Here is a 17,139-nt window from a genome sequence, read left to right as displayed (position 1 = left end):
CTGCTTATGCTAAACATCGAAGAACTACTCGCTACACGTAGGCTTATTCTTTTGGGCGGTAAAGGTGGCGTGGGTAAGACCACCATGTCTTCCGCATTAGCGGTACTCGCTGCCTCTACTGGGCGCAAAGTATTGCTAGTTTCTACTGACCCTGCCCACAGCTTAAGCGATGCGTTTGGTCGTAGTATTGGTGACCACATCACCATGCTCGCTCCCCAGCTATGGGCTCTAGAAATAGACCCAGACAAAGAGGCAGACGCTTACTTGGAACGGGTATTGGCCCAAATGCGGCGCTACGCTGGACCTGATCAAATTAACGAACTACAACGCCACCTACAACTTAGTAGGCAATCACCTGGCGCTCAAGAAGCAGCACTGTTAGAACGGCTCGCTAAAGTCATAGAAGACGGCCTACAAAACTATGACACCGTTATCTTGGACACCGCCCCCACAGGCCACACCCTACGTCTGCTAAGCCTGCCTGAAGTGATGGCCGCTTGGACTGATGGTCTGCTGCGTCACAATAAACGCTCACAGCATTTATCCTCCGTTCTGAAGCACCTAACCCCCTCACGCAGCATAGACAGTCTCACGGGTGACCCTAATCAACACCACAGTGCCGACTTGGATGATAAAGATGCTGAACTACTCAATACCCTACTACGTAGACAACAGCTTTTTAACCGTACACGTAGGCTACTGCATGATATCGAGCACACTGCCTTTGTCTTTGTATTAACGCCTGAACGCTTACCCATTTTAGAAACGGAAAGAGCGGTACAAGCACTCATGTCGCAAGACATTCCTGTTGCAGGACTAATTGTGAATCGCTTATTACCGCCTATGGATGACAGTAACTTCTGGGCACATAGACGCCAGCAGCAGGAAAAGCACATGCTAGACCTGCACCACCGCTTACCCACCTTACGACGCTGTTTAGTCTCGCTACAAGCGGATGACATTGTTGGACTGGAGTCATTACAAATGCTAGGAAACCACTTGATCTCAAGCTCCGTGGGAGTAACTGACTAGTTTGTTGCTCCTATCAGTACCATCCAGAACCTACACGGCCCTGCTCACACATTGATGCACTCCACTTTCCTTACACCTTCATGTTAAGGTAATAACAATCACTCCTATTCTCATATTCAGAATATTCACTAATGATTGTCTTACGCCGCCTTCTAGTTAGTATCACAGCCCTCTCGTTGGCCTATGCCGCATCTACCACCGCACAGCCAGCACAACAAAATACACGTCAGATAGAACGAGCATCCGCTTCCTCTATCGTCGATCAAGAGCACGCCACATATAGATTCGAGAGCTTTACACTCTCATCAGAAGACGGCAAACGCCATTACAAGATAGAAGTAGGCATACCCAATCGCCCAGCCCCAGCTACCGGTTTTCCGGTGATTTATATGTTGGATGGCAATGCGGCGTTAACCAATATTGATACCACCGACCTCGCCGCCATTGATGCACTGTCGCCTACGGTATTAGTGGCTATTGGCTATGACATTGATGGCAGCCACGATACAACAGCCCGCGCTTATGACTACACACCTCCGGTATTTAAAGATGGTGTTGAACAAAACATTGAAGTACGTGGTCGCGTCGGTGGTGGTGCGGCTGAGTTTTTGGAACTCATTGAAACCCGCATTAAACCAGAAGTAGATTTGCGTGCACCTACTGACCACTCTCGCCAAACGTTGTGGGGGCATTCTTATGGTGGGTTATTTACCCTGTATGCCCTGTTCACTCGCCCTGAGCTGTATCAACGTTACGTTGCTGGTGATGCTTCACTGTGGTGGCACGATGGCTTTTTAGTCACCGATACCTTTAAACACTTTGACCGCAGCAAAGCCCTAGACAAGAAAATACGCATCATGGAAGGTGGCAATCGCTCTAACAGCAGAAGCGCCACGGATTCACGCACTCAATGGTCAGCAAAGAATATGGTCCGGGATTTGCAAATGGCTGGCCTAGATATTAGCTATGAGAACTTTAGTGATCTGAATCACGGCCAGATGTTGGGAGCCTCACTGAAACCTGCTCTCCGACTAGCAGCCACACCAGCACAGTAAGCGACAACACTCACACTTTACGTCGTCTAGTCCTTAGCCCCCATCAAGATCCTGCTTTTGCAGGATCTTTTTTTATGCCCTCTGACGGTGCACAGAGTGCACCTGCAAACAACTATTTTTGTGCGGCCACAAGGCCATCCATAAAATCAGTTCATACAAATACGAGGGCTCATGAGCCCCCTCCAAAACACAAGATACCGAGACAGAAATGACGCCCTCTTGCTAGCACCAGTGGCGATACACATGGCGGCATAAAGCGCATTTCCTCCCCCTACCTGATTAAGAAACAAGCCATCCTGAATCGGCGATTTGCTGTAGAGCCTACCGATTCAGCCACGAAATCTGGAGATTCTATGAGTACCAGCGTTGTTAAGCTTAAGTGCCTGTCGCACACCCCATTGCGCGGTCTCAATGACCCTGCCCCAGGCGTTGTTGCCGAAGTTGATGCAGTAATTGCCGCCGCTCGTGCCGAGGTGGAAGCCTTTGATCCAGAGTTGATCGTGGTCTTTGCACCGGATCATTACAACGGCCTGTTTTATGACTTGATGCCACCTTTTGTAGTGGCGACTGCCGCAGAATCCGTTGCAGATTACAAAACACTGCCAGGCCCTCTGTCTATTCCAGACAAGCTGGCCCTGGACCTAGTACGTCACCTGCTGGATAGCGATCTGGACGTAGCGCTTTCTCATCGCTTGCAAGTGGATCATGGCTGCACACAGATTCTGGAAGAAATGACGGGCAGCCTTACCCGCTACCCCGTAATTCCTATCATCATCAATTCCGTAGCACCACCGTTTGCTCCCTACCGCCGTATTCGTCTGTTAGGCGAAGCTGTGGGTAAGTTCATCGCTGGCCTGAACAAACGCGTACTGATTTTAGGTTCTGGCGGCTTGTCACACGAACCGCCTGTGCCCGTGTTTTCCGGCGCTAAGCCTGAGATCTCTGAATTCTTGATTTCTGGGCGCAATCCTACTCCCGAAGCACGCGCCGCACGTCAAGCACGCACGCTGGCAACGGGGAAGATTTTTGGCACACCTGACTGCGATCTGACGCCACTCAACCAAGAGTGGGATCACGCTTTCATGGATCTGCTGATCAACCGAGATCTGCACAAAGTAGATGACTTTGAAATTGATGTGATCTCAAAAACAGCGGGCCGTTCTACCCATGAAGTGCGTACCTGGATTGCCGCTTTTGCTGCACTGTCAGCCATGGGCCATTACGACGGCACTAAAGATTACTACCGCCCCGTGAATGAATGGATTGCTGGCTATGGCGTGATGAGTGCCGAACCGGCCTAACGCTCACTGCCTCACGCCACTTACTGATCTAGTCTGTAGGACACACCACTATGACACTCCATAACCAACCCTCGTCACTCACTGTTGCTGATGCCGCGCTCGCGTTACGGTTAGCAGCAGAACAAGGCCAGCCTATTGCCGCACTACGTGAGCGTCTGCAAAACGTCAGTGCTGATACAGCCTACGCAGTGCAAGAAGCGAATACGCGTTTCGCCTTAGAACAAGGCCGCCGCTTAGTAGGCCGAAAAATTGGTCTAACGTCACTGGCTGTACAAGCACAATTGGGCGTAGATCAACCTGACTTTGGCATGCTCTTTGATGACATGCACGTAGGTGATGGTGACTCTATCGCCGCTGGTCGCCTGATTCAACCTAAGGCCGAAGCAGAAATCGCTCTGGTGTTGGGCCGCGATTTAACTCGCGAACACCACAACTACGCCGACCTGATCAACGCCACCGAGTACTGTTTACCCGCCATTGAGGTGGTGGACAGCCGCATTGCCAACTGGGACATACGCTTTGTGGACACCGTGGCCGACAACGCTTCCAGCGGCTTGTTTGTATTGGGTAGCCGCCCGGTACTGCTGCGCGACATAGACCTTACTGATTGCGCCATGGAAATGGAATGCGATGGTGAAGTGGTCTCGCGCGGTAACGGTAGAGCCTGCTTAGGCAACCCCATGAATGCAGCCGTCTGGCTGGCTAACACCATGGTGCGTTGCGGGCGACCACTGCAAGCAGGCGACATCGTGTTGACTGGTGCGCTAGGCCCTATGGCGGTAGCGAAAAGCGGCCAACACTTCAACGTCAAGATTGCCGGCATGGGCCCTGTGTCCGTGCGTTTTGAATAACTCTGTTGTGCAGGTTGAATAACCAGCCTGCTCCTCTCGCATTTCCCGGCGCTCAGGTGCCGATCAATGACAAGGAATCATCATGACCACAACCGTGCTACATACTGAAGCCAGCACCAGCCGCTTCGCTCATATCAAAGAACAAGATCTAGACCTACAAATTCACTACAACGACACCGGCGGTAATGGCCCAGTAGTCGTAATGATTCACGGCTCTGGCCCTGGTGCTAGCGGTTGGGCTAACTTCAACCGCAACGTACAACCACTGTACGACGCAGGTTTTCGCGTAATCTTGATGGACTGCCCCGGCTGGAGCAAAAGCGATCCTATCGTTTGTACCGGTTCTCGCTCTGACTTGAACGGCCGCGCACTAAAAGGTTTATTAGATGTGCTGAACATCGAACGTGCCCACATCATTGGTAACTCCATGGGTGGCCACAGCACCGTTGCCTTCTCGCTGGCTAATCCTGAGCGTCTGGGCAAAATTGTCTTGATGGGTGGTGGTACAGGTGGCCCTAGCCAGTTTGTACCTATGCCTCCAGAAGGCATCAAACTGCTGCAAGCGTTATACAGTGAACCTACTATCGAAAACCTGCGTCGCATGATGCAAGTGTTTGTGTTCGATACCAAGAACCTGACCGAAGAACTGTTCCAAGCTCGTTTAGACAACATGCTGTCCCGACGCGAACACTTGGACAACTTTGTGAAAAGCTTGGAAGCTAACCCACGCCAGTTCCCTGACTTCGGGCCACGCTTGGGCGAGATCAAAGCTCCTGCATTGATTATTTGGGGCCGTGACGACCGCTTCGTACCGATGGATATTGGTCTGCGCCTGCTATGGGGCTTGGCCGATGCTGAACTGCACATTTTCAGCCGTTGTGGCCACTGGGCGCAGTGGGAACACGCTGATAAATTCAACCAGATGGTTATTGAGTTCTTCAGTAAAGACTAACTCCCTAAACGCGGCTACGGCCGCGTTTTTTGCTAACGACTTACAGCAGTTACCACATACCAGAACTGTTCAACTGTGCCTCTATTTCATCCACAGTAGAACGCAACACGGGTAATAAACGTTGCTCAGCTTCGCGGGTAGTCATCGCATTTTTAGTAAAAATAATATTGAGACATCCCAACACGCGCTGTTCATGGCAAATGGGTAACGCAATGGCCCCCATACGGGTTTGCTCATGCCAATCTCCATCGTTAGAGCCAAAGCCCTGCTCCCACGTTTTCTGCAATAACGCAGACACTAGCTGCGGATCACGTGCTAAGCGTGCTTGCTCGTCAGTTCCCGAACGCAACAAATGCAGAATTTCTTCGCGCTCAGACGCTGCACACGCACTCAAGTACGCACGACCTACTGCCGTGAACAAGATGGGCATACGCCTACGGATCATGGCCTTATGAAACGACAACGGGCTAAACCTATGTGTGGTTTCTCGTACCACCATGCTGGCACCATCCAAGACGCACAAGTCCGATGGCCACACGGCTTTTTGCTGTAGGCGTTTTAAGGCCTCGCTGGCAATTTGAGACACCCAATCTTCGTCGGTAAAGCCGTCGCTCAACTGCCGTACTTTTTGATTCAAGCTATAGCATTCATCCGCCGCATTACGACGCACATAACCTTCGTTCTGCAGAGTTTCCAGCATGCGGCGTACCGTTGTGCGATGTATGCCCGTGGCCGCACTGATTTCCTTGATAGAGGCGTAGCCCCCTGCTGCCTGATTCAAGCTGCGCAGGATTTCCAAACCACGCCGCAAACTCTCAATAGGCCTATAGCAAGATGGGTCATCTGACTCATCCCACTCTTTCACAACAATACTGTCGGCCACCCACGATGGGGAGGCTCTTAAGGCTTGTACCTGGGCCATCCATACTCTCCCAACGGTAAGGAATCGAGTTCGCTTTCTATGTCGCGCACACACTTATGCAACGCATCCAGATAACGCTCAGCCGCTTTGGCTGGGGTCATCGCGCTTCTGAAAAAGATGATATTGATCGCCCCCAACACACGATTGCGCCAGCATACAGGGTAGGCAATGGCACTGATATTGGGTTCGGTGCCGCCTGAGGACTCGGCGTAGCCCAAGCGACGGGCTTCTATACGACGTTGCAACAACTCGTGCCGCATATCGTCTTTAGAGACGCCATCAGGCTGTACAAGACTGGCGAGATCCAGCATTTGCTCTAAGCTCTCGTCTGCCACCTCGCTCAAGATGGCAATACCCATCGCTGAGCGCAGTAATGGTCGTGTTTTACCTACCATCGCACGGTTCACCGACATAGGGCTGAAACGGTGCGTAGATTCGCGAATTTCCAAATGCCCTGACGTAAAAGTCGCAAAATCGCTAGGCCACTGTACCTGTGCAAGCAAACGCCCCATATAGGGGCCTATGACCTGCACCACCCAGTCTTCGTCTTTTACGCTATCGGCAAAACGACGGAAATGCTTGGTCAGAAAATAACGTCCGTCACCGGATCGCAGGTACACATAACCCGCCTGTTCTAAGGTGAACAACAGGCGGTAAACCGTGGCTCGGTGTATGCCGGTGTACTTCGCCAGTTCCCCTGGCGTAGCCCAACCCAGATCACTCAGCGCACCGATGAGCTCCAAACCACGCTCTAGGGCTCTGACTCTGGGGTAGATATCAGTTTCTGGCATAGTCGGTGTCTCAAATAGGAGGATAGAGCTTCAGCATTTCTTCGCTGGGCTTAACGTAATGCCACCGTCTACCCGCATGCAAACCGGTGAGCTTATGCAACTTAGCCAACATCTCTGCATACGATAGTGGCGCTCCCACACCATCTAACACACTGACGCCATCTATTTCATACACATCATTGGCGGCCAGCACTTCGGCTACCAAGCCTTCAGCGGGCACGATCAGATCAGCCCCTTCTGCGATGGCGCGTCGTGCGGTTTCTGTAAAGGCCGCAATGTATTCGCTAGGGTCCAGAAACACCTGCTCAATGCTGCGCTCTGGTAGCTGCGGCTCAATCACATAGATGCCACTGATGCGTGCCTCGAAACGATGGCGGTGCATGGCATTTTTCAGGAACCACTGATTTTCTTCATTCAGCGTCACCAAACCAATTTGCTGCGCCATAGAGCACGAAATCAGCACGGTGCTTTCTGGCATGGAAATCACTGGAATATCCACCAACGAACGGCACTCACGCAGCAATGGTTCGGTGTAGGTACCAATCACAAACGCGTCATAGCCTTCTTTTTCTGCTTGATGCACATTGTGCAAAAGCTGCCGGCTCATGGCTTTGTGATAGGCATAGGGCACTTTCATCACTTCACTGGGTGACTTGCCATGCCACATAGACTCCGGCACACCATGCAATACGATTTCGGTACCCGGGTTGGCAATGCGCGCATAGTGCTTTGCCAATGAGGCTTTATACACAGGGTAGTTATCCAGATCCACGCTGGACTGATGCCAGATTTTCATCGCCATCCCCTTACACCATGTAATAGCCGCCGTTGACGTCTACGGTGCTACCTGTCACATAGGAGGCCAAAGGCCCTACCAAATACGTCACCGCAGCCGCCACTTCTTCAGGCAAACCCACACGTGCTAATGGGACCAACCCTACAGACTTGTGGTCATCTTCGGGAGCCAACCGCGTACGCAACATAGGCGTATCAATTAGACCAGGCGACACCACGTTAGCCGTAATCTTCATCGGTGCCATTTCACGCGCCAAAGCTTTAGTGAAAGCAATGACTGCTGCCTTGCTGGCCACATAGGCCGTGCACGAACGGTAGCCGCCTAACTGCGCTCCGGTAGAAGCAAAGTTAACGATGCGACCATGCTGGGTATCTTGATCTACTTGCATCACAAATGCTCTGCAAATGGCATAGGTACCAAATGCATTCACAGCAAAGACTTTATCCCATAGCTCGGGAGTGGTGCCTTTTACATCAATCACCGCACCGCCCTCCCCCACAGGGGAAATAGCGGCTGTATTCACCAATACCGACAAACGCACACCGTCATCACGCAAACTAGCAAATAGCTGCTCTACAGACGTGATGTTGCTGATGTCTACACTAGCAGCACGGTGACCATGGCCTGGTAACGTCGCCATCACGGCCTGCACCGCTGTTATATCCAAATCGGCCAATACCACTTGCAAGCCTTGCTCGGCCAAGGCGTTACATACGGCTTGTCCAATACCACCAGCAGCGCCCGTTACTAGGGCAATACGATTTTCATTCATGTTTACTTCCCTCAATTACCACTCAGCACGTTAGGCAACCACATCGTAATAATGGGGAACGACGTGAGCAGAATAATGCGGATCAAATCGGCGACTAAGAAAGGCGTCACGCCTCGGAAAATAGTAGACAACGGTAGGCGGTCACCCACCACACTGCGCATCACAAATACGTTCATGCCCAGCGGCGGCGTAATCATGCCAATCTCTACCAGCGACAGCGTCACCACTCCCCACCAGATCAGGTCATAGTTCATGCCTAGGATCAGAGGCACCACCAGTGGTGTAGTCACCAACACGGCAGCCAAGGTATCGAACACCGTACCCAGCAACAAATAGAACACCACCAAGCCAAATAGAATCAGCCATTTAGGCATAGTTTCTATGTCGATAATGCTCAATACCAACTGGGCGATATCGGTGAAGCTCATAAAACTGGCGAAGATATTTGCACCAATAAAGATGACGTAAATCGCCCCAGCATTGATGGCCGTATCCACCAACGAGGCTTTGAATTTTTCTAGCGTGAAACCTTTGGTGCTAATGGCAAACACAAAAGCCAACAATGCGCCCACAGAGGCTGCTTCTTGCGTCGTAAAGATGCCGCCATACAAACCGCCCAACACCAATGCAAATAGCAAAACAGGACGCCATGCTTTGATTAACGCCGCACGAGCAACTGGCCAGTTAAATTCTTCTACATCAGGCGCTAAACTAGGTTTGAGTCGTACTGACACAAAAATCGCCAGCACATACATAGTCAGTGCTAACAGACCAGGAACCAATGCCGCTTGGAAAGCGATCTGAATGGATTGCTCTACCACCACACAGTACACAATCAGCACGACAGACGGAGGAATCAACGCCCCCAACGTGCCACCCGCAGCGATACAACCGGCTGCCAAACTGTGCGCGTAGTTACGGCGCTCCATCTCGATGAAGGCCACTTTACCGAAGGTAGCGGTGGTCGCAATGGAAGAACCACAAATGGCACCAAAACCACCACACCCCAGTACGGATGCCATCGCCAAGCCACCACGGCGCGATCCTAGTAAGGCTGTGCCCGAGTTAAAAATATCGCCAGACAAACCTGCCCACGTTGCAAAGTTACCCATCAACAAGAACAGCGGAATCGCTGCCATGTCCATGCTAGTCAATGCACGGCCTACTTCGTTTTGAGACACCACCAGCGCCTGCTCACCGCCCATGGTTAACGCCAAACTTGCCACGCCTACCAACATCAGTGACACACCAATAGGAATTTGTGCAGCAATCAGCAAGTACAAGACCAAGAAAGCCATGCTGGCTTGCATGCCGGGGCTGCTGTCTTCATTGATGAACAACACCGTCAGTACTGCACACACCGCAATAGTGCCTACCGTCACCAATGCGCCACGCCAAAAACCGGGTTGTGCATAACCACGTTCACGGCACAGCACATACCAATGCTTTACTGTTTGGATAAGTACTGTCAGTACCGCCAGCGACATCAGTGCACCAGCTACCGCCCACCAACCTGCGGTATGCCAGCCCACCACCATCGTTTTCTCGCCGTATTCTTGCGCATCCATCGCACGGAACAGCAACGATGTGGCTAACCACCCAAACACCAGCACTTCAGCAATTTCACACACCAAATGCACGGCGGTTTGGTTACGGCCAGCCACTACCTTCATCACATCCATACGGATATTCAGATGACGCACAAAGACCAGCCCCGACAACCCGGCCACGATGATGGCCATGAACAGGCCATTCAATTCGAATAGCCCTCTCACGGTGTAAGGCGTAAAAGCGCGCAGCAAGATATCCACTAACGTTCCGGCTGAGACTACCAACAACAACGTTAATACTGCCCACGCCATTACCTTGCAGAACTGGTCTGCCCAATCAGCCTTGGCGGAATTTTCCACAATATTGGCTGAACTCATGCTTATTGTGCTCCACGCTGGGACTCAATACCTTGGGTATACACTTCCCACACACGCTGACCATTCGGCGTATTGGCCACCCATGTATCAATCACAGGCTGGATCGCTGCCGACCAACGCGCTACATCTTCTTCGCTAGGCGTCACAATAGTGTGTGCAGGGTTCTCGGCCAATTGAGCACGCAGACGTGCGTTCTCACCGCCCAAACCTTCAGACCAACGTGGTAAGAAGTTAGCACCGCCGTGTTTTTCCAAAGCAGCTTTAGCTTCTGGCGCCAAGCGGTCGTAAGCACGTTGATTGATCACTAAGAACACGGTGCTAGAACCCATAGGCACATCAATGTGGTAGGGCACAAAGTCCAGCACCTGCCATGTATATACGGCATTCCAATCGTTTAGGCTGCCGCTCAAGGTTTTCTTAGACAGGTTTTCAGCTGTTTGTGATACCGGCAAGCCTACAGGAATAATACCCAGCGCTTCTACCGATGCACTGGCCAAGGGGCCTGCTGCACGAATACGCTGTCCTTTGAAGTCATCTAACGAACTGATTTCACTTACGCTGTGGCCAGTCAAAATACCGGACGACACCATGGCAAATACCTTGACGTCATCAAAGCCGTCCATCAGCCCTTCTTCGTACAAGCGCCATACGCCATTAGAAGCTTCGCCTACGGTGCGTGCTTGGAAAGGAATCTCGGGAATGTCCGCTACTTTAAAGCGACCGGGTGTGTAGCCTGTTACACCCCACGCCATATCCACTAAACCACGACGCACTGCGTCGAAAGTATCCTCGGCTTTGACCAATGACCCACCTGAGTACAACTGAATTTTCAGTGTGCCTTGCGAATCTTCTTCTATGTCTTTGATCAAGGGCTCAAACATCCCTTTGGTCAAATACGCATTTGGCCCCGCAAAGTTGGCGAATTTTAGTGTTGTAGGTTTAGCCGTCGCCGTTACCCCGCATGTTAAAGAGAAGGCGCAAAGAGCTGCCATGAGGATTCGTTTCATCGTTATCTCCGTATTTTGGTTGGCTTACCGTGCTGAGCTAGCTCGCACTGCGCGCATCTGTGGCGGGATACGCTGCCGTGCCATTCACTTTTTTTGATCGCTTACCTAGGGTTAGGTCCGGCAAGAGTTCGTATTACACACACTCGCGTGTAGCAGATCAATCGAAATCCTTTAGGTGTTCATCTGGTAAACACATCTTCAGGGATAACCCCATAAGCCTTTATTTGCATTGTTCTGCTGTATTACCAGGGTGTTTAACAGATGAACTTTTCATATACTTCAAGAATATAAAGCGAGCGCTTTACACCCTTAACAGCACGGCACAGAACGTTAATTGCGGCCCTATTAACAGCGTCATAGTGCACAGACAACGCCTTCACGGCTTGCCCAATAAAGCCCGTTCGTTGCCTTACACCTACAAGTACTCGGCACTGTTCTGCACTATGACAATACTTAACAAAGACCAGACACCCACCTTGCTGCCTTGTACAATCGCCTAACAGCAGAGGCGTACAGCGTGGAAGGGCGGCCACATGCGCGTTCGATGCTAGGGACACAACCCACAAGGTCGTTTTCCCCTATATTCTGTTGGTAAAATAAAGATTACTCATCCCACAATTGCTTCTACGCAGCACTACGCGGTCTGCTACGTAAAACGTAGCCAAAAATACGCTAGGAACCTTGCATGTTAACTTTGAAGAAACTACGAGTCGTCATTGCTGATGACCATCCATTGATTCTTATGGTATACGCGAGTTACTGGGCCGCGATATCAACATAACCGTAGACGCTGTAGCCGCTACGCCATCAGAGCTCGTTCAGCAGCTAGAAACATCCCCACCTGATGTAGTGATTACCGACTACTCCATGCCGGGCGATGAGCAATACGGTGATGGGATTCGCTTTATTTCTTACTTACAGCGTCGATTTGAGAACGTTCAGCTTATTGTGTTAACCATGGTGTCTAACCCCATGATTATTTCATCGTTATATGATGCTGGCGTTCAGGGCGTAGTCCTCAAACAAGACGAACTTTCAGAAGTTCTGGTCGCCTTGCATTTACTTCGCCAAGGGGTCAAATACTACCCCGCGACCTTCAAGCAGTATGCGTCTAGAGCGGTGTTGCATAGTTCTGTACAAGAACGACTCAACACACTTAGCCCTCGCGAATTTGAAGTGCTACGACTCTTTGTACAAGGCAACTCTATTAGCAATATTGCCGAGCAATTAAATCGTAGTATCAAAACAGTCAGCTCACAGAAAGTGACTGCTATGCGCAAACTCAATGTGGATAACAATCAAGACTTGATTACATTTTGTTCGCAGCACAACCTCTTTACGTAGCGTGCACAGTCAAACTACACCATGTTCACGTATCCATGTTTCTAACGCGGCGGCATGCAAAGGTTTAGCAAACCTATAACCCTGAGCGTAATCACAACCAGCTTGCTGTAAAAACGCTAATTCTGCCTGCGTTTCTACCCCTTCTGCTGTAACCTTTACACCGCGTTGTTTACTGGTACGAATAACGGCTCGCACACGCTCTGCACGCTCAGGTTGCTCTGCAACGCCTTGTACCAAACTACGGTCTAACTTTAGTTCCGAAAAAGGCGCTAGCAACAGGCGTTGTCTAGAACCGTAATCGACACCAAAATCATCCAACGCTACGCCAAATCCAAGCGCAGCCAAACTACGTACCCCCGTCAATAACGCATGAGTAGTGGCAGTATCTGAGGTCTCTAGTAATTCGAACGATATGTCGCTATGTCGTCCTTTTTTTGCCTCTACAAACTGCCCCAACCTTTGTGGCAAGGTGGAATCATCCAATAAATAGGTGGGTAAATTAACGGCGACAGGGATGACTACACCCTGTTCACGCCAATACGTTTGAAAAGCTAATGCTTCTTCCAACATATACATCAGTAGCATCTCGTCCAAACCATATGAACTGAACCATGGCAGAAACGCATTTGGTGTTAGTACGCCCCATTCAGGGTGTGACCAACGAGCCAGCGCCTCCATACCGACGAGTTGCTGCGAGTCCAGCGCTATCTTGGGCTGTAACCACGCTTGAATCTGTTTTTTCTCTAAGGCACTGATTAATGTGTTGCGCGTGATGAGTAAGCCAACTTGCGCACTCTTCCACCACACATTATTTTTATGTGGCCTAGCTGCCCCGCCCAATTGTGTACGCTGAGTTGCACGCCACCCTGTACTGGTGTGTGATGGCGAACTGAATAGCGAATACATAGGAATCCCCGAAAACAGACAGGCATCTGCAAACAAAATGGTTTGCTCTCTAGGCCATCGTCAATGCTCGTAGCATAAAACTCTTCATTCGCTTTTTAACTAAGAGAAGTCTGAAAGTGAGGGTCTGCTGATCTGATACCTAGGTACGAATCCCAATCCTGTAGCACTGGGCATACCCATAAAAAAAACAGGGTGCAACACGTTGCACCCTGCTGATCCTACCGAGGCCTACACTCGTGCAGCACGCCTACCTACTAAATACCCAAAGGTTAGTGCCGGACCTAATGTAATACCGGCTCCTGGATAGGAACCTGACATCAGCGAGTTAGCATCATTACCCACCGCATACAGGCCGGGGATCACGTGCCCGGCTTGATCTCGGACCTCACCATGCGCCGTAATATCTATCCCCATTGTTGTGCCTATATCGCCCGAGAATACCTCTACCGCATACAAGCGACCTTCCAACGGCTTAAGACACTGATTAGGTGTATGGTCAGGATCTCCTAGCGCTGTTTGATACGGCGTAGAGCCTTTACCAAAAGCAGGATCTTTACCTTGTGCAGCATGTTCATTAAATTGCTGAATGGTTTGCGCCAACCCCGCCGCATCAATGCCTGTAGCCTGAGCCAACTCAGCCGCATTAGCGCCTGTTTTCAAATAGCCTGAGCGTAAATAACGTCCTATGCGACCGGGCGCACAAGGCACCGCCCCCAAGCCATAGCGCCGCAAAGCAGCGTGGTCACAAATCAACCATGCTGATTGGCGCTTTTCTACCAACAGCTTAGCTACCATGTTTTGCACAAAATCATGATAACTCAGTGCTTCATTGGTAAAGCGCTGGCCATCATGCCCCACGGCGATAACGCCCGGTTTGGCTCTATCCATAAACAAATGTGGAAATGGCCGTTTGGAACCATCCGCTTGAGGAATCAACGACACAGGTGCCCAACTGGCTGCATCCGAGTTGGTGTCCACAAACTTGGCTCCTACTTGTTCGGCAATGCGCATGGCTCCGCCAGTAGAGCTTTCAGGAGCCATAGAGTAATGGGGCAGCCCTGCTTTCACATGGGGCACGGTTGCTACACGGCGCTCAGCATCTTGTGGATAACCACCCGCCGCCAACACCACGCCGGATGTTGTCGCGATACGCTGCTCACCTTCCTGTGTGGAGACTACCGCTGCCACTACACGCCCCTCTGCATCACGCTCTAGGGATTGCAGTGCGCAATTGGTGAATACAGGAATACCCAGTTCAAAGGCAGTTTCAGCTAAGGGCGCAACCAATGCCGCACCCAGTTTGATTTTGGTATCACGCCCGTGTGTCAGACGATCTTTGTAATACGCCGCCACTGCTTTAGCTGCCCATACAAAAGATGCAAATTGTCTCGTCATACGAGGGAAGTGAAACAACCCCATACGGCCCAGCTGCAAACCACCCAGAATGGTGAACTCACGAATGGGGGGGCGCAAACGTGCTAACTCTTTACCCAAACGTTTACCGTCGTACTCCACTGGGTCCATCACCCGCCCACCTAATGCCGCCCCCTCTACATCAGGGTGGTAATCTGGTGAAAACGGTCTGTACGATAATTTCAATGCCGTGTTTTCATCGAAAAAACGTATAGCCGTAGGCGCGTTTTCCAGAAAACAGTCCACCAACTCTGCATTGAATCTCTCGCCCGTTTCATTCTGCAAATAACGTCTGGCCGCAGCAGGATCATCCTGCATGCCCGCTTCAGTCATCAAATGGTTCTGTGGACACCAAATCGCGCCACCCGACAAGGCGGTAGAGCCGCCGAACCACTGTGCTTTTTCAATGATGATGGGCTGCAAACCATGTTTCGCTGCAGAAATAGCGGTGGCAAAACCAGCCGCTCCCGAACCTACTACTACTAAATCACACGATGTAGGCAATTGCTTACTCTGCATCAACAGCCTCCTGCCTAGGGAATCGGCCAATGGTCCAACCACCATCAACGGTAAGTACTTGCCCCGTAATAAACGAGGCTTCATCTGATGCTAAAAAACGCACCGCACGGGCGATATCTTGGGGCGTACCCACTCGCGGTAAAGGCGTCTGCTCAATCATAATTTGGCGACGCCAAGGCTCAGAACGAATACGCTCAGCCGTTAAGGGCGTTTCAATAAGCCCTGGCGCTACCGCATTAATCCGTATACCGGATGGTCCAAAATCGGTAGCCATTTGACGCGTTATACCCACCACGGCAGCTTTAGACATGGAGTAACCAGCCGAGTTATGTGCCCCTACCAGCGCATACACCGATGCGGTATTCACAATGGCACCACCCCGTTTACGTTGCACCATGCGTGCAATCGCCCATCGAGATAACGCAAAAATACTTTTTACGTTGATGTCGAAATAACGCTGCACGTCATCATCGGTAGTACCCAAGGCATGCGTGCCACGAGCAACACCGGCATTGTTAATCAAGATATCCACCTCTAGACCGGATGTCGCCAATGCAGCATCTAAGGCGTTGGATAAGCTGGCATCGGTCACATCACCTACCAACGGCGTAATGCGGCTAGGGTTAGCGGCTGCCAATGCGGTAATACCCGCCGCTTCACAATCCACCGCAATTACGCGTGCACCCACCGCAACCAAGGCAAGGGAAATGGCTTCCCCTATGCCCTGTCCGGCTCCGGTAACAACCGCCGTGCGCCCTGCTAATGAAGTAGGTTCTATAGACATTTTTGACCTCCTTAAAACGCAGCGGTGCCACCAACCGACCGACCACCATCCACAATCAGCACTTGGCCAGTCACGAAGTTGGCACGAGGATCGGCAAAGTACGACACGGCATGCGCGATATCCTCAGGCACACCCAATTCTCCAGTAGGCTGTTGATCGCGCAGTAAATGCAGATCAGGTCTAGCCAGCAACATGTCCGTTTGGATCACGCCGGGAGCAACGGCATTCACCGTAATTTGCTTCTCGCCCAAATCCAATGCTAGGGCTTTAGTGAAACCTGCTACAGCGGCTTTAGAGGCCACATAGTGCGCATAATTACGTGCACCAAATGCAGCACGCGATGCCAAGTTGATGATGCGCCCCCAGCGAGGCAGCTTGCGCGCCGCCTGCTGGGACAAGGTAAACATGCTCACCAAGTTGATCTCGTACATGCGCCGAAAGTCTTCTACTGTCAGTGACTCAAAGGCTTTCACCTCAAAAATGCCAGCGTTATTCACCAGCACCCGTAGGTGCGCAGCGTCATCGATCAGCTTTTGTGTTGCGACGGCATCGGTGATGTCCAAGATTTCTGCTCTGGCCATAAAGCCCCGCTCTTGCAACTGACTCACCGTTTCCAGTGCAGGAACTTCTGCCCTATCGGCCACAATCACATAGAAACCATCTTCCGCTAAACGGTGAGCAATGGCCCGGCCTATGCCGGAGCCTGCTCCCGTTACGATCGCTGTTTGTTGAATGGAAGCATTCATTAGTGTGTTAGTCCTTGAAT

Annotated in this window: 16 protein-coding genes; 6 read left to right on the top strand and 10 right to left on the bottom strand. The window is 51.2% G+C overall.

Annotated elements, in window-relative coordinates:
* The first annotated feature begins 6 nt into the window (after positions 1 to 6).
* From ACLO87_RS04000 to ACLO87_RS03980, 5 genes are all read left to right on the top strand, one after another.
* Complete coding sequence (locus ACLO87_RS04000; RefSeq protein WP_430222850.1) at positions 7 to 1,032, top strand: ArsA family ATPase; 1,026 nt, start codon at positions 7 to 9, stop codon at positions 1,030 to 1,032.
* Between the two features lie 131 nt (positions 1,033 to 1,163).
* Complete coding sequence (locus tag ACLO87_RS03995) at positions 1,164 to 2,087, top strand: alpha/beta hydrolase (protein ID WP_430222849.1); 924 nt, start codon at positions 1,164 to 1,166, stop codon at positions 2,085 to 2,087.
* A gap of 353 nt (positions 2,088 to 2,440) precedes the next feature.
* Positions 2,441 to 3,388, top strand: a complete 948-nt coding sequence (locus ACLO87_RS03990; protein ID WP_430222848.1) for a 3-carboxyethylcatechol 2,3-dioxygenase — start codon at positions 2,441 to 2,443, stop codon at positions 3,386 to 3,388.
* Positions 3,389 to 3,438: 50 nt separating this feature from the next.
* Entirely contained in the window at positions 3,439 to 4,239 is an 801-nt protein-coding gene (locus tag ACLO87_RS03985) for a 2-keto-4-pentenoate hydratase (RefSeq protein WP_430222847.1), read from the top strand.
* Between the two features lie 82 nt (positions 4,240 to 4,321).
* Positions 4,322 to 5,191: an alpha/beta fold hydrolase gene (locus ACLO87_RS03980; RefSeq protein ID WP_430222846.1), complete on the top strand. Its 870-nt coding sequence runs from the start codon at positions 4,322 to 4,324 to the stop codon at positions 5,189 to 5,191.
* Between the two features lie 49 nt (positions 5,192 to 5,240).
* Here ACLO87_RS03980 and ACLO87_RS03975 read toward each other — a convergent pair whose 3' ends face one another.
* From ACLO87_RS03975 to ACLO87_RS03950, 6 genes are read right to left on the bottom strand one after another with little or no spacing between them, the layout of a single operon-like run.
* Positions 5,241 to 6,113 carry a DNA-binding transcriptional regulator gene (locus ACLO87_RS03975; RefSeq protein ID WP_430222845.1) on the bottom strand — a complete coding sequence of 291 codons (873 nt, stop codon included), beginning with the start codon at positions 6,111 to 6,113 and terminating at the stop codon, positions 5,241 to 5,243.
* The gene (locus ACLO87_RS03970) at positions 6,092 to 6,904 is read right to left on the bottom strand and encodes an IclR family transcriptional regulator domain-containing protein (protein ID WP_135862732.1); all 813 of its coding nucleotides are present in this window, start codon (positions 6,902 to 6,904) and stop codon (positions 6,092 to 6,094) included. The genes ACLO87_RS03975 and ACLO87_RS03970 overlap by 22 nt, the downstream gene beginning before the upstream one ends.
* 10 nt (positions 6,905 to 6,914) lie before the next feature.
* Positions 6,915 to 7,700, bottom strand: a complete 786-nt coding sequence (locus ACLO87_RS03965) for an aspartate/glutamate racemase family protein (protein WP_135862734.1) — start codon at positions 7,698 to 7,700, stop codon at positions 6,915 to 6,917.
* Between the two features lie 10 nt (positions 7,701 to 7,710).
* Positions 7,711 to 8,472: an SDR family NAD(P)-dependent oxidoreductase gene (locus ACLO87_RS03960; RefSeq protein ID WP_135862735.1), complete on the bottom strand. Its 762-nt coding sequence runs from the start codon at positions 8,470 to 8,472 to the stop codon at positions 7,711 to 7,713.
* A gap of 11 nt (positions 8,473 to 8,483) precedes the next feature.
* Complete coding sequence (locus ACLO87_RS03955; RefSeq protein ID WP_430222844.1) at positions 8,484 to 10,400, bottom strand: TRAP transporter large permease; 1,917 nt, start codon at positions 10,398 to 10,400, stop codon at positions 8,484 to 8,486.
* Between the two features lie 2 nt (positions 10,401 to 10,402).
* Positions 10,403 to 11,407 carry a TRAP transporter substrate-binding protein gene (locus ACLO87_RS03950; protein WP_430222843.1) on the bottom strand — a complete coding sequence of 335 codons (1,005 nt, stop codon included), beginning with the start codon at positions 11,405 to 11,407 and terminating at the stop codon, positions 10,403 to 10,405.
* Between the two features lie 732 nt (positions 11,408 to 12,139).
* On the opposite strand from ACLO87_RS03950, the gene ACLO87_RS03945 reads away from it, so the two are divergent.
* Positions 12,140 to 12,751, top strand: coding sequence for a LuxR C-terminal-related transcriptional regulator (locus ACLO87_RS03945; protein WP_430223719.1), 612 nt, complete (start codon positions 12,140 to 12,142; stop codon positions 12,749 to 12,751).
* A 9-nt stretch (positions 12,752 to 12,760) separates the two neighbouring features.
* Here the strand turns inward: ACLO87_RS03945 and ACLO87_RS03940 are convergent, their stop codons facing one another.
* From ACLO87_RS03940 to ACLO87_RS03925, 4 genes are all read right to left on the bottom strand, one after another.
* Complete coding sequence (locus tag ACLO87_RS03940) at positions 12,761 to 13,657, bottom strand: EAL domain-containing protein (protein WP_135862740.1); 897 nt, start codon at positions 13,655 to 13,657, stop codon at positions 12,761 to 12,763.
* Positions 13,658 to 13,885: 228 nt separating this feature from the next.
* Entirely contained in the window at positions 13,886 to 15,589 is a 1,704-nt protein-coding gene (locus ACLO87_RS03935) for an FAD-dependent oxidoreductase (protein ID WP_430222842.1), read from the bottom strand.
* The gene (locus ACLO87_RS03930; RefSeq protein ID WP_430222841.1) at positions 15,579 to 16,373 is read right to left on the bottom strand and encodes an SDR family NAD(P)-dependent oxidoreductase; all 795 of its coding nucleotides are present in this window, start codon (positions 16,371 to 16,373) and stop codon (positions 15,579 to 15,581) included. Before ACLO87_RS03930 ends, ACLO87_RS03935 begins: the two co-directional genes overlap by 11 nt.
* Before the next feature lie 11 nt (positions 16,374 to 16,384).
* Entirely contained in the window at positions 16,385 to 17,119 is a 735-nt protein-coding gene (locus ACLO87_RS03925; protein WP_135862745.1) for an SDR family NAD(P)-dependent oxidoreductase, read from the bottom strand.
* Positions 17,120 to 17,139 lie beyond the last annotated feature (20 nt).

It is taken from the genome of Paenalcaligenes sp. Me52, from assembly GCF_050487965.1.
Taxonomy (GTDB): Bacteria; Pseudomonadota; Gammaproteobacteria; order Burkholderiales; family Burkholderiaceae_B; genus Paenalcaligenes.
Note: the sequence above shows the minus strand (reverse complement) of the source record. Positions and strands in the feature narration are given on the sequence as shown.